Raw genomic sequence first — 14,048 nt, forward strand, 5'->3', positions numbered from 1 at the left:
GCCTCAGTCGGCGAAGTCGTCTTCACCAAAGTCGCTATCGTCGAACTCGAAATCGTCCATGGCAAAGGGGTCGTCGCCCAGCTCACCATCATTGATCTCGAACTGTCGACGCTGCAAATAAGCATCGCGAATGAATCGGTAGCGATCCCCACGAATCAGTGACTCCTGATCCAGCAGGCCCGCCCGCAAGTGCACGATATCGAGTGCAGTCAGGCCAGCACGCAGCTGGTGATCGTCCATGTAGGTGATGGGGTGTGCTGCGGCATCCAGCGGGAAACCCGACGCATCGCGCAGGGTACGCGGCCCCAGCAGCGGCAACACCAGATAACGTGAATCTTCCCAACCCCATACGGCCAGGGTCTGGCCGAAATCTTCACGCTCGGCGGTGATCTCCATATGCGTCGCGTAATCCAGCAGCCCACCGACCCCTACCGTGGAGTTGATCAGGAAGCGTGACGTGGCCAGCCCCGCATTGGCGGGCTTGCCTTGCAGCAAGCTGTTGATGGCCGTGCGAATTTCCCCTAGGTTCGAGAAAAAATTGCCCACGCCAGTCTGCACCGGTTGAGGGGTGATGGTCTTGTATCCCGTGGCCACAGGCTTCAGCGCATAGCGGTCGAGCACGTCATTGAAAGCAAATACGCGCCGATTGAAGCCTTCCCAAGGGTCTTCCGGATGCGCTGACTGCTCAACGACACCCTCTCCGCTCGCGTCGCCGCGCTCCTGGGTAGACGTGCTGGCACATCCACCCATGGTCAACGTGGCCAACAACAGAACGGGGAGCCAGGGGCGCCACGTCCCAGGCGCCGTGTCTTGCTTGGCAAACAACCTCAGCATGGGGTTTCCTCTTTTCACTTCATCAACGCAACTTCAGGGTGTACAACGCCAACGATTCGCCGCTGACGTACTTATCTCAAGTACTTAGCCTTCCCGGCGAAGGATCACACTTCCCGCGCTGTACCCTGCGCCAAACGAACAGATCACCCCGATATCGCCATCCGACAAGTCTTCGCGATGCAGATGGAAGGCGATGATGGACCCCGCCGAGCTGGTATTGGCATAGCGGTCCAGGATGATCGGTGCCTGCGACACATCGGGCTCCTGGCCCAGCACCTTACGGGCAATCAGATCGTTCATGTGGCGATTGGCCTGATGCAACCACATACGCGAAAGGTCCTCACCGCTCAACTCCAGGGAAGCCAGGTGCTCGGTGATCAGCTTGGCGACCAGCGGGCAGACTTCCTTGAACACTCGCCTACCCTCTTGCACGAACAGCTTGTCCAGGGCCAGCGGGTCGCTGTCGGTGACTCGATTGAGAAAACCGGCATTGTTACGAATGGCGTTGGAAAACTGAGTGACCAGGCGTGTCCCCAGAATCGCATAACGCTCCTTGGCCACCGCCACCTCACTGCTTTCCAGTACCATAGCAGTACAAGCATCGCCGAAAATAAAGTGGCTGTCACGGTCTGTAAAATTCAGATGTGCCGAGCAGATCTCCGGATTGACGATCAACGCACGCTTCACCCGCCCCGCGGCAATCGCATTGGCCGCGGTCTCCAGCGCAAACGTGGCGGAGCTGCACGCCACGTTCATGTCAAAGCCGTAGCCCGACGTGCCCAGCGCTTGCTGCACTTCCACGGCCACGGCCGGGTAGGCGCGCTCCAGGTTCGAGCAGGCCACGATGACCAGCTCGATATCCGCCGCCGACACCTTGGCTGATGCCAATGCCTGACGCGCAGCTTCGGTCGCCATCTCGCACTGAATCGACGGCTCGTCGTTGGCACGTTGTGGCAGTTTAGGCCGCATTCGCTCAGGGTCAAGAATCCCGGCGGCATCGAGTACGTAACGGCTCTTGATACCCGAGGCCTTCTCGATGAACTCGGTACTCGAATAGGCCAGCGCCGCCCGCTCACCCTGGGCAATGGCCTCGGCATGGCGCGCGTTCTCGCGATCTACCCATGCATTGAAGGCAGCGACCAGCGCTGCATTATCGACCGCGTGTTCCGGCGTATAGAGTCCTGTTCCGGTAATCACTGCCTGTGTCATGCCAACCTCCTTCATTGAATGCCTTGCCCGCGGGTGATCTCTTCCCAACGCTTCTCCAGGCGTTTTGCCGATACCGGCATGTGCGTGCCCAACTGCTGCGCAAACAGCGACACTCTCAATTCCTGTATCCACCAACCGAACGCTACCAGCGTCGGGTCTTCGGCCGCGCCACGGCGCTCGCTTTTGCGCCGTGCGTCAAAGCGCGCTTCGAGGGCTTGGACATCCTGCATCAGCATTTGGTCCCTGCCCCGCTCTCGGGCAGCCTTTTCCAATCGAATCAAGGCGGCTTCCATGTAGCGTGGATACTCCGTGAGCCACTCGTCCGCATCACGAATGAAGCCTGGGTAAACCAGCCGCTGCATTTGCGCACTGACATCGCTGTAGACCAGGGCCAGTGCAAAATTAAGTTTCCCTTTCAGAATCTTGCTGACGGCAAGATGGCCTTTCAGCGCCTCTTCGACACGCCCCAGCACGGTCCCGGCATGGGCCACCAGTTGAGGCTGCGTCTTTGCCAGTCGCTCGGCCAGCTCACCGGCAGAACGCGGTAGCGGATGCTGTGCCACGACCTGTGTAAACACCGCCAGCAGCAAATCCTCGGCCAGGGCCTGCTTGCTGCCTACCTTCGCGAACAGCAGCGCGCACTTTTCGACTCCGGCTAGCCGTTTGATGGCTTTGACCTGCTCAGGCAGCTTGGCAATGGCCAACCGGGCGACCCCTTCCTGATGCGCAAACTGCGCCTTGGCGGGATGATCGAACAGGCTGACCTTGAAGTGCCCGCCCTCAGCGACCAAGGCCGGGTAGGCTTCCACGCGAATGCCCGCCTGGGTGGTGACACGAGATTCAGGCAGCGGCGATGCGGGCAGCTCTTCCAGCGTGGGTGCCTGGCTGGCCTGCTCGGCCAGCGCCTGGGCGCCGGCACTGGCGGCTTCCTCGAAGCGCCGCTCAAGGGCACGTACATCACGCCCTTGCCCCAGGGTCTTGCCACCATGATCGACCACCCGCACATTCATGCGCAGGTGGGGCGGCAGCAGGTCGAGGCGCCAGTCGTCGGGGTGAACCCGCGTGCCGGTACGCCGCCGGATGAACTCGCCAAGCGCTTCGGTCAGGGGGCGCTCGTCCGGCACCAGTGTTTCCAGGGCGGCATCGACCCAATCGGGGATAGGCACCACCTGGCGGCGCAGGCTTTTGGGCAGCGACTTGAGTAGCGCAATACACTTCTCGCGCAACAGGCCGGGCACCAGCCAGTCGAGGGAAGTGGCAGGCAGCTGCGGCAGCATCGCCGCAGGCACGGTAAGGGTGACGCCATCGTCCTCGGCATCCGGGTCGAAGTGATAGCTCACCGGATAGGCCACCCCCGCCAGGGTGAGGTGATCCGGGTACTGCGCCTGGGTCACGTCATGGGCATCACGAGCCTTGAGCGCCTCGAGATCGAACTTCAGAAGCTCGGGCTGTTGCTGCTCGGCCTGTTTGCGCCAGTGTTCGAAGCCCTTGCCATTGACGATGTCCGGGGGGATGCGCTCGTCGTAGAAGGCGAACAGGCTCTCTTCGTCCACCAGTATATCGCGCCGTCGGGCACGATCTTCCAGCGCTTCGACCTCTGCGATCAACGCCCGATTATGGGCAAAGAACGCGCCTCGCGTCTGGAATTCGCCTTCGACCAGCGCACGACGAATAAACAGCTCCCGCGACTCCTGGGGCGCAATGGGGCCATAGTGCACCCGGCGCCGCGCAACGATAGGCAGGCCAAACAGGGTCACCTGCTCGAACGCCACCACCTGGGCGCGCTTCATTTCCCAGTGGGGCTCGCTGTAGCTGCTTTTGACCAGATGCTGCGCCTGCGGCTCGATCCACTGGGGGTCGATTTTGGCCACGGTGCGTGCAAACAGCTTGGTGGTTTCGATCAGCTCGAAGGCCATGACCCATTTGGGGCTCTTCTTGGCCAACCCGGAGCCGGGATGGATCATGAATTTGCGGTTGCGAGCGCCCAGGTATTCGCGGTTCTCCAGCAGCGTTCCCAAATTGGACAACAGACCCGACAGCAGCGCCTGGTGCAGCTTGCCAGAGGTTTTACGCCGCGCCTGCTTGGCCTGCTCTTCGCTTTCGTCTTCATCGCGAGGCAGCGGTGGCGGCACCTCGATATCCATGTCACGCAGCAGCTGACGCAGTTGGCGGAACGTATCGTGCCACTCGCGCATGCGCAGATAGTTGATGTAGTGCTCGCGACACCAGCGGCGCAGCTGATTGCCCGAGAGCGCCTCGCGAGCATTCTCGATGCCGTGCCATAGGTTGAGCAAAGCGACGAAGTCGGAATCCGGGTCGTGCCAGCGCTGATGCGCCTGGTCGGCCGCCTGACGCTTGTCGGCAGGCCGCTCTCGCGGGTCCTGAATGGCCAGCGCCGAGACCACCACCAGCACGTCGCGCAGGCTGCCCCGTTCGGCCCCTGCCAGCACCATGCGCGCCAGCCTTGGGTCGATGGGCAGTTTGGCCAGCTTACGGCCCAGCGGGCTCAACTGATGCTTGTCGTCCACCGCACCCAGCTCGAACAGCAGCCGGAAACCATCCTTGATGAAGCGGCCGTCAGGCGGGTCGACAAACGGAAAGTCTTCGATGTGCCCCAGCTTCAGCGCCAGCATGGACAGAATCACCGACGCCAGGTTGGTGCGCTGAATTTCGGGGTCGGTAAACGCCGGGCGAGCCAGAAAGTCGTCTTCATCATATAGCCGAATGCATACCCCTTCGGCCACACGGCCACAGCGCCCCTTGCGCTGGTTGGCGCTGGCCTGGCTGATGGGCTCGATGGGCAGCCGCTGGATCTTGGCACGGTAGCTGTAGCGACTGATACGCACCAGGCCCGGGTCGATGACATAGCGAATTCCCGGTACGGTCAGCGAGGTTTCCGCCACGTTGGTGGCCAGCACGATACGTCGCCCGCGATGGGGGGCGAACACGCGATTTTGCTCTTCGTTGGACAGCCGCGCATAGAGCGGCAAAATGTCGGTGCCTTTCAGGTCGGCACGGCGCAGCGTATCGGCGGTTTCCCGAATGTCACGCTCACCGGGCAGAAACACCAGCACGTCCCGGGGGCCGTGAAGCCAGCCTTTCTGGCGCTCGATGGCCTCGATTTCCCGCACGGCATGAAGAATACCCTCTTGCAGCGTGCGGTCTTGTTCGTCCTCTTCACTGCGTACCAGCGGGCGATAAAGGACATCCACCGGGTAGGTACGGCCCGAGACTTCCACCACCGGGGCCGGCGCGTCAGGCGTGCCGAAGTGGGCCGCAAAGCGCTCGACGTCGATGGTGGCGGAGGTGATGATCACCTTCAGGTCCGGGCGTTTCGGCAGCAAACGCTTCAGGTAACCCAGTAGAAAATCGATATTGAGGCTGCGCTCGTGGGCTTCATCGATGATCAGGGTGTCATAGCGCAACAGCAGCGGGTCGTGCTGGGTTTCGGCCAGCAGAATCCCGTCGGTCATCAGTTTGACCAGCGTCGTGGGCGTGCTCTGGTCATTGAACCGTACCTGATAGCCCACCTGCTCACCCAGTGCCACCTCCAGCTCATCGGCAAGCCTGGCTGCCACGCTGCGTGCTGCCAGCCTGCGCGGCTGGGTGTGGCCAATCAGGCCCTGGCGTCCGCGCCCCAGCTCCAGACACATCTTGGGCAACTGGGTGGTTTTACCCGAGCCGGTTTCACCGGCCACGACCACCACCTGGTGCTCCCGAATAGCCGCCAGAATGTCCTCGCGACGCTCGACGACGGGCAGCTCACCGGGGTAGTTCAAGGCAACACGCAAGGCTTCCCGCTGGGCCAGCAGCTGCGTGGCCTTCGCCATGTCGCGGCGCAGCTCGTTGACACCACGGTCAATCGGCTTGTTGTCACGCTGCCGTCGCTTCAAGCCCGACACACGCCGGGCCAGGCGCTCACGGTCGCGATGCATGACATCACCCAGCGATGCGTCGAGTACCGCCAGCAAAGCAGCAGGATCTTGCGGGGATTCAGTGCGAGAAGAGTGCGTGTCGGTGGTCACGTTAGGCTCGGTTTCCATCTCAGAATAAAACGTCGGCCCACTCATGGAGTGGGCCGACCATTGTACCGCTTTCAATCACGTGACGCCTAACGCCAGCCAATATGGCAATGTATCAGGCCTTGTTGGCTTCCTGGTCGCGCAGCTGGCGACGCAACACTTTACCCACATTGGTCTTGGGCAGCTCATCGCGGAATTCAACGTACTTGGGTACTTTGTAGGCGGTCAGCTCCTTTTTGCACCAGGCGCGCAGCGTCTCGGCATCCAGCTGACTGTTTTTCGACACGACGAAGAGCTTGATGGCTTCGCCGGCGTTTTCATCGGCCACCCCGACGGCAGCCACTTCCAGCACGTCGGGATGTGCGGCCACGACGTCTTCCACTTCATTGGGATAGACGTTGAAACCGGACACCAGAATCATGTCCTTCTTGCGATCGACGATCTTGATATAGCCATCGTCTTGAAGGATGGCGATGTCACCGGTGTGGAACCAGCCCTGCTCATCGATGGAATTACGCGTTTCGTCTTCACGCTGCCAGTAGCCTTTCATGACCTGAGGCCCTTGCACGCACAGCTCCCCTGGCTCACCGAACGGCACGTCGTTGCCCTCGCTGTCCACCACCTTCACCGCCGTACCTGCCACGGGTTTGCCGATGGTGCCCAGTTGAATGGCGTCGTTGGGGTTGAAGCTGACGATGGGAGAGGTTTCTGTCAGCCCGTAGCCCTCGGCAATCGGGCAGCCGGTGGTCTCTTCCCAGCGCTGGGCGGCTGCCTTGGTCAAGGCCATGCCGCCGGAAATGGTCAGCTTGAGTTTCGAGAAGTCGAGCTGGCGGAAATCATCACGGTTGCACAGGGCATTGAACAGCGTGTTCAAACCAATGAAACCGGTGAACGGCAGCCCTTTCAACTCCTTGACGAAGGCTGGCAAATCACGCGGATTGGTAATCAGCAGCGAGTGGTTGCCGGTTTCCATCAGGAACAGGCAGTTAACGGTAAACGTGTAGATGTGGTACACCGGCAGCGGCGCAATGACCAGTTCTTCACCGTCGGTCAGATGCTCGCCAATGGCCGAGCGAGCCTGCAACATGTTGGCCACCAGGTTGCGGTGCGTCAGCATTGCCCCTTTGGGCATGCCGGTGGTGCCACCGGTGTACTGCAGCGCGGCCAGATCTTCCTGGGTGCGGTCTACAGGGCGATGGGTGAGCGAAGCGCCCTTCTTCAGCGCATCGCGAAAACCAACTGCGCTGGGCAGCGAGTAGGCGGGCACCATTTTCTTGACGTGCTTGACCACGGCATTGATCAGCCAGCGCTTGGGCACGTCATGCAAGTCCCCCAATTGAGTGACCAGCACGTGCTTGATGTCGGTCTTGTCCAGCACCTTCTCGAGCTTGTCGGCCATGTTGGCCAGAATCAGGATGGCCTTGGCGTTTGAGTCCTTGAACTGATGAGCCATTTCACGCTCGGTGTAGAGCGGGTTGGTATTCACCACCACCAGGCCAGCACGCAGTGCGCCGAAGACGGCCACCGGGAACTGCAGTACGTTGGGGAGCTGGATGGCGATCCGATCCCCCGGCTCCAGATCGGTTTCATGCTGCAGCCAGGCGGCGAAATCCGCTGACAAGCGGTCCAGGTCGGCAAAGCTGAGCGTCTTGCCCATGCAGGTAAAGGCTGGCCTCTGGGCGAAGCGCTTCACTGCCGAATGGAATACATCGGTGACCGAGTCGTACTGCTCCAACCCTTCAAGCGCTGGGCCGCGTAAAATGGGGGTGCTGGCGTGTTCGCTCATGGGGAATCTCCGCTATCCGTGTCGATGCTGTACCGACCTTGTTATTGTGGCGAGGCTATCAAGTGGTTCATGAACGCCAACGATATACGACGTCCAGCAGACTGTAAAACGAACGATTGAAACTTGCGTTTCAACTTTAGCTTAAAGCCCTTCGACCCTCACCACCGTTCTGGTCATGCCATTTCTTTAGCATAGTCAGGATTTTGAGCCATAACGGGCACGGATTTCTCCCCCACGCCATACCAACAGTTCACCTGGCGCCATACGCTGCCAGGCTTCATTGTGGGTCAGAGGCGCGGTGGCCACCACCGAAACGATATCGTTGGGCGTGGTGTGCTCGACGAAATTGACCGTCATCTCGGCATCCGAGAGTTCCGCCTGCCCAAACGGTGCCCGTCGAGTGATGTGCGCCAGTTTGGTAGAACAGTAGCAGTAGAGATAGACACCGTCCGAGAGCAGCAGGTTGAACACCCCCAGCCCGCGCAGCTGTTCGCAGAGCGCATGCAGCCGCTCCCAAAGTGGCTCTGGCGATTCAGGAGGCGAAGGAAAATGTCGCCGCAGCTCGCCCATCAGCCAACAGAAGGCGTGCTCACTGTCGGTACTGCCCACGGGGGTGTAGAGTCCCAGCGGCAGTTGTTGCCAGCCACTCAGTTGACCGTTATGGGCGTAGCACCAGGGCCGCCCCCACATTTCACGGGTAAAAGGGTGCGTATTGGCCAGCCGAACGCCCCCCACGTTGGCCTGACGGATATGGCTGATGACCACGTGCGACTTGATCGGGTAGTCGCATATCAACCGCGCGATAGGCGAATCCACGGAAGGGTGAGGGTCGCGAAACTCGCGATAACCGCCCTCTTCATAGAACGCAATGCCCCAGCCATCGCGGTGGGGCCCCGTACCGCCGCCCCGATGCAGAAAACCCGAAAAGCTGAAGCAGATATCCGTGGGTACATTGGCGCTCATACCCATCAACTCACACATGAAGACGCCTCCCCGGCCAGTTTGGAGATCAACGGATCACCGGCTCACGACGGCGGACAGGCTGAGGCTCTTCGACACTCTGACGGCGTGCAGGGGCTTCTTCGACCGGCATCGGACGCCGCCACCACCACAGCGCAATCCCCACGCAGGCGCCCAGCGCAATGCCCAGGATCGCCCACAGCAGGCCATTGCGCAGGCCACTGGTGCTATGTTCGAAAAACGCCACCGCCGCGACCATGGCCGATGGCGCCCAGCCGGTATAGAACTCGCCTTCTTCCACCAGCGGCAAGCGGTAATTGGCCGGCATCCACATGACGCCCGACACGCCCCAGGTAATGACAAGACGAGGCAGGCGCGGCAACCAGGCCAACGCAAAATAGATGGCCATCACGACCAGCAGCGAAAGTCCGTAATAACTTAGCCACAGCAGTGACATTGAGTCAGCAAACAGCATAATACCCCTCATGTGGGTGGAAGCACCCGACGTTGATTTCCCGTTATGGTACCTGTCAATTTATGAAAGCACAGCCTGGTATGCACGAAGGCTCGCCCGTAGCACGCTATTATCGCGCCGATGACCCTGAATGGCACTGGTTGGAATCTCGTGACGCACCAGACGTTCAACCTTTTTTAGCCGACGCCAACCAGCAGCATACCAACTGGTTTCGCCCCTTGGCGCCGCTGGCCGACGCCCTCTACCATTCACACTTGGCACGGCGCGAGCTGGCGGTCAAAAGCCTGGCCACGGTATTGGATCACTTCACCTGCTGGAGCGAAACGGGAGCCGACGACGACTACCCGTGCTGGTGGCGACATCCCAACGGCCAGCCCCAGCGTGCCGAGTGCTTTCTGGATGTGCGCGAGCGTGCGGCAGAGCAGCCGTTCTACGACATGGGGGACATGGCCCTCTCCCCCGACGAGCAGTGGCTGGCCTGGACCGAAGACACCCAAGGGGACGAACGCTACACCCTCTGGCTGAAAGCGTTGCCCAGCGGCACTCCCCGCCAGTTGCTCGAAGACATCGGGCCGTCGGTGTGCTGGGCAGAGGACCAGACAACCCATGGCGCGACGCTGCTGTTTACCCGCTTCGACGACACCCAGCGCCCCGATAGCTTGTGGCGACTGTGGGTAGGGCTCAATAGCGACGCCGCGGTCGACACCGACGCTCAGGCTAGCGCACCGACACTGATCCTGCGTGAAGACGACCCGGAGTTCTGGCTGGGCGTTGGCAAGACCCGCTCGCGTCAATGGCTGATCATCGAGAGCGGCTCGAAAGATACCACGGAGGTCCACGCCCTGCCCGCCCACCAACCCGCCGCGAGCCCAGTATGCCTGCATGGGCGCACGAATGGCGTGGAGGTCAGCATCGACCATCGGCCGGGGGCTTTCTACCGGCTACACAATCAGGCAGGGCCACACTTTGCCCTGGATACGCGTGCCGACACGCTGGAAGATACGAGCTGGAAAAGCCTGCTGCCCCCGCGGGAGGACGCCACGCTGGAAGGAGTCGATGCGTTCGCCTGGGGGTTGGTCGTGGCCGAACGCAGCCATCAGGAAGCTCAGGTGCGATTGAGGCAACTGAGCCTGGCCGAAGATGGCCATACGCTCATCGAAGATCACTACCTGGCGCTACCCGACACACCTGTCTCGCAACTTCTGGAGGACATGCCCCACTTCGATGCACGCACGCTCCACCTGCGGGAAGAATCTTTTACCCACCCGCCCCGCTGGTTTGCGCTGAACCTGGACAGCGGTGAGCGCACGCTACTCAAGCAAGTACCGGTACACGGCAGCCTCTCCCCTGAGCAACTGGTCAGCCGACGGATCTGGGCCACCAGCCACGACGGTGAACAGGTGCCCGTTTCCGTGGTCATGCGTGCCGATCTGGTCGGACAGCCTCTGCCGACGCTGCTATATGGCTACGGCGCCTATGGCGAAGCACTCGACCCCTGGTTTTCGATTGCCAGGCTGGAGCTTCTGGAGCGTGGCGTGGCCTTTGCCGTGGCCCACGTACGCGGCGGCGGCGAGCGCGGCGAACCATGGTACCTGGCAGGCAAGATGGCCAACAAGGAAAACAGCTTTCATGATTTCCTGGCTGCCCGCGAGGCACTGGTGTCCGAGCAGGTCAGCCAGCCTGAACGGATCGTCGCCTGTGGTGCCAGCGCGGGCGGGCTGCTGGTGGGTACCTGCCTGAACCGGGCACCAGAGGCGTTCTGCGCTGCCGTGCTCGACGTACCCTTTCTGGATGTACTGCGCACCATGCAGAATCCCGAGCTGCCGTTGACCACCGCCGAGTACACCGAATGGGGCAACCCTGAGAGCAACGACGTCCGCGAGCGGATCGCTGGCTACTCTCCCGTGGATAATATTCGCCCTCAGCGCTACCCGGCGATATGGATCGAGGGCAGCTGGTTCGATACCCGAGTCAGCTATTGGGAGCCCGCCAAGTTCTATGCTCGCGTGACCCAGGCTCAGCAGGGAAGCGCCCCTATTCTGCTGCACACCGACATGACCAGCGGCCACGGCGGCGCCTCCGGCAGATTCAAGGCCTGGCGCGATGCAGCACGCCAGGATGCCTTCATTCTATGGGCGCTGGGTCTCGTGACAAGGCCTGAATAAAGCCCTCGAAGGCCTGCTCGGCCCCTTGGCGCACACAAGGCCAATCGGGTTCCGGGCAGGCCGCTCCTGCCTGGCGCCATAACGCGGCCCAGGTGTCATGACGTTGCCTTGGCCCAGCGCCACCAGCAGCAGCTTGCGGTACTCTTCATCGACCTGGACGACTTCAAGCCCATCAACGATACCCTGGGTCATGCCGTGGGAGATCAAGTGCTGATTCACGTCGCCAAGCGGCTGGAAGCCATGATTCGCCCCTCCGATACGCTATGTCGACTGGGCGGGGACGAATTTGTCCTGCTGTTACCCGATCTGGTCAACGCCAGGGACGCGGAAGAGGTCGCGGAAAGGCTACTGGTGGAATTGGCCAAACCCTATCGCATCGAGCGCCACGAGCTGTATCTTTCAGCCAGTATCGGGATCGCCCTGAGCGACGAAACGCTGGAACAGCCTGCCGCGCTGCTGCAGCAAGCCGACATGGCCATGTACAAGGCCAAACAGCAGGGTCGCAATACCCAACAGACCTTTACCCATGATATCAATCATAAGCTGACCCAGCGGGTGACCTTGCGCAACGAGCTGCAGGAGGCCATGGCCCGAGAACAGTTCGAACTGCATTATCAGCCGCTGTTGACGCGTGATGGGAAGGTACACGGTTTCGAGGCCCTGGTACGCTGGAATCACCCCATAAAGGGCGCCATTTCCCCTGGGTTATTCATCCCCATTGCCGAGGAGACGGGGCAAATCATTGGTTTGAGCGCCTGGGTCATGGAGCACGCTGCGCGAGATGGGCGTCAGCATCGCCATCGATGACTTTGGCACCGGCTTCTCCAGCCTGAGCTACCTTCGCCACTTGCCCATCGACAAGATCAAGATCGACCGCAGTTTCATCATGAACATCGACCTCCACCGCAAGGATGCCGCCGTGGTCCAAGGCATCATCGCGCTGGCACACCACCTGGATCTGACCGTGGTCGCCGAAGGCATCGAAACAGACGCCCAGCAACAGCAGCTGTTGCTGCTGGGCTGCGATGTGTTGCAAGGCTATCTTTTGGCCAGGCCCATGCCGTTCGACACGCTGAAATCATGGCTGGCAGAACGCCAAGGCTGACAATAAGACAGTCTCCTGACGACTTTTTCCTGAAGGCAGCGCTCAGCGCTGCTTTTTTATGCCGATAATTTTTTATGAAAATATTTTCCAAAAAAACTTTTCAAAACGCCTTTCTTTGGGCATACTCGCCCTACGTCTTATAGACCAACGTCTAAAACCACCTCTCCATCAGGAGTCTGTCATGAAATATCAGGAACAATTTCTCACTATCTGGGACACCCCGACCAAGGCCTTCGCACCCCAGCCCAAAGCCGCTCCCCAGGCATCGCCCACCCCGCTGAAAGAGATGTTCTTCACCATCTGGGATAGCGCCAAAAACAAAACCGCCAGCCCACGATAAGGTGAGCCAGCGGTGTCAGCCCTGCCATGGATGGCAGCGCATTGCGTATTGGTCGGCAGTCAGGTCATGGGAATGACCGCAATGATATGCTCTTCGAGATGCCGTTCCGGCACCTCATCCTGCGATACCGCAAAGCCTCTGACGCTTACACCCTTGCGATGCACGCGCTCGGCGTCGTTGCTCAACAAGGGATGCCATCCCGCCAACTTGCGCCCTTCGGCCACCCGACGGTAGCCACAGGTATGAGGCAGCCAGGTAAACTCTTTTACCAGCGCTGGCGTCAGCTGTGTGCAGTCCGGCACGCTGGCAAAGCGATTCTCGTAATCACTGCATTGGCAGCTGTGTAGATCCAGCAGGCGGCAAGCAACGTTCAGAATGGCCAATTCCTGAGTGTCATCGTTATGCAGCTTCAATAGGCAGCACTGGCCACAGCCATCGCAGAGCGCTTCCCACTCTGGCGCGGTCAACTCCTCCAACGAGTAGCGCTCCCAGAAGCGCTCACGCAACGTGGTTTCCATGTTCGGTTCTCTCTCGGGTAGGTGCATGATCGCCGACGCCGATCAATGGGCGCTGGTATCGTTGCCGCTGCTGGTCAAGTGCGCCTGACATTCGCGCCACAGCACGCTGAAGTCAGCCTCAAGAAGGGCGTAATCATCGTATAGCCAGGGGACCAGCTCGGCCAAACGGTTCGGGCCTGTCAACCGCTTGCCGATGCCTGCCACGGCCTGACAGGTGAAATCGAAATCCGCATAGCGGCGCAGCCAGTCCTGCTCGACCAGTACGGGCATCATGGTGGCCAACCGCTGGGGAGCAGGCCTGGCCGACAGCAGCTGATAACAGCGCTCGATGAGTTGGTGCTGCCGCTCACCCGCTTGCTGCTGGGCAATGAAGTGATCCCACACCAGATCGAGGGCAATACCGGCATATCGGCGCTGCTGCCTGGGCGCGCGTTGACGGGCAGCCAGTACCCGAGGGTGCTGATCCACCCAGGCATCCACACGGCGGTGATGGCGAATGCCGCCCGCCACGCTGGCTGGCCAGCCGGAGAGATCACTGCCCTTGACCCCATCGGCAATCAGGTTGCCATAGAGAAAACTATCGTTGCCGGGGCGTGCCAGCCAGGCATGGGCCAAAAAATTCATTCTGGCATCA

The 14,048-nt window shown here is 60.8% G+C and carries 12 protein-coding genes; 4 read left to right on the plus strand and 8 right to left on the minus strand.

The genetic code is table 11. The features are described from left to right. Positions 1–3 precede the first annotated feature (3 nt). From RVM26_RS08620 to RVM26_RS08645, 6 genes are all read right to left on the minus strand, one after another. On the minus strand, positions 4–834 hold the full coding sequence (locus RVM26_RS08620; RefSeq protein ID WP_287806721.1) for an MlaA family lipoprotein: 831 nt from the start codon (positions 832–834) through the stop codon (positions 4–6). Positions 835–918: 84 nt separating this feature from the next. Continuing rightward, complete coding sequence (locus RVM26_RS08625) at positions 919–2,043, minus strand: beta-ketoacyl-ACP synthase III (RefSeq protein WP_039182588.1); 1,125 nt, start codon at positions 2,041–2,043, stop codon at positions 919–921. Between the two features lie 11 nt (positions 2,044–2,054). After that, positions 2,055–6,086: an ATP-dependent RNA helicase HrpA gene (gene hrpA, locus RVM26_RS08630; protein WP_287806915.1), complete on the minus strand. Its 4,032-nt coding sequence runs from the start codon at positions 6,084–6,086 to the stop codon at positions 2,055–2,057. A 94-nt stretch (positions 6,087–6,180) separates the two neighbouring features. Further along, positions 6,181–7,851, minus strand: coding sequence for an AMP-binding protein (locus RVM26_RS08635; protein ID WP_287806723.1), 1,671 nt, complete (start codon positions 7,849–7,851; stop codon positions 6,181–6,183). A gap of 195 nt (positions 7,852–8,046) precedes the next feature. After that, the gene (locus RVM26_RS08640; RefSeq protein WP_498941653.1) at positions 8,047–8,832 is read right to left on the minus strand and encodes a class II glutamine amidotransferase; all 786 of its coding nucleotides are present in this window, start codon (positions 8,830–8,832) and stop codon (positions 8,047–8,049) included. A gap of 28 nt (positions 8,833–8,860) precedes the next feature. Beyond that, positions 8,861–9,286: a hypothetical protein gene (locus tag RVM26_RS08645; RefSeq protein WP_498941654.1), complete on the minus strand. Its 426-nt coding sequence runs from the start codon at positions 9,284–9,286 to the stop codon at positions 8,861–8,863. A gap of 62 nt (positions 9,287–9,348) precedes the next feature. On the opposite strand from RVM26_RS08645, the gene RVM26_RS08650 reads away from it, so the two are divergent. From RVM26_RS08650 to RVM26_RS08665, 4 genes are all read left to right on the plus strand, one after another. Then, on the plus strand, positions 9,349–11,451 hold the full coding sequence (locus RVM26_RS08650) for a S9 family peptidase (RefSeq protein WP_498941655.1): 2,103 nt from the start codon (positions 9,349–9,351) through the stop codon (positions 11,449–11,451). A gap of 108 nt (positions 11,452–11,559) precedes the next feature. After that, a complete protein-coding gene (locus RVM26_RS08655; RefSeq protein WP_498941656.1) occupies positions 11,560–12,258 on the plus strand; it encodes a putative bifunctional diguanylate cyclase/phosphodiesterase in 699 nt (232 codons plus the stop codon). Next, positions 12,233–12,556 carry an EAL domain-containing protein gene (locus tag RVM26_RS08660; protein WP_498941657.1) on the plus strand — a complete coding sequence of 108 codons (324 nt, stop codon included), beginning with the start codon at positions 12,233–12,235 and terminating at the stop codon, positions 12,554–12,556. Before RVM26_RS08655 ends, RVM26_RS08660 begins: the two co-directional genes overlap by 26 nt. Before the next feature lie 181 nt (positions 12,557–12,737). Next, positions 12,738–12,896, plus strand: a complete 159-nt coding sequence (locus RVM26_RS08665) for a hypothetical protein (RefSeq protein WP_498941658.1) — start codon at positions 12,738–12,740, stop codon at positions 12,894–12,896. 59 nt (positions 12,897–12,955) lie between these two features. On the opposite strand, the gene RVM26_RS08670 is transcribed toward RVM26_RS08665, so the two are convergent. Both RVM26_RS08670 and RVM26_RS08675 read right to left on the minus strand, forming a co-directional pair. Then, positions 12,956–13,414, minus strand: a complete 459-nt coding sequence (locus RVM26_RS08670; protein ID WP_498941659.1) for a YcgN family cysteine cluster protein — start codon at positions 13,412–13,414, stop codon at positions 12,956–12,958. A gap of 42 nt (positions 13,415–13,456) precedes the next feature. Then, positions 13,457–14,038, minus strand: a complete 582-nt coding sequence (locus tag RVM26_RS08675; RefSeq protein WP_498941660.1) for an acyl carrier protein phosphodiesterase — start codon at positions 14,036–14,038, stop codon at positions 13,457–13,459. Positions 14,039–14,048: the final 10 nt, after the last annotated feature.

Origin of the sequence: Halomonas sp. KM072 (genome assembly GCF_050710315.1) — a bacterium.
In the GTDB taxonomy this organism is placed as follows: domain Bacteria; phylum Pseudomonadota; class Gammaproteobacteria; order Pseudomonadales; family Halomonadaceae; genus Vreelandella; species Vreelandella hamiltonii.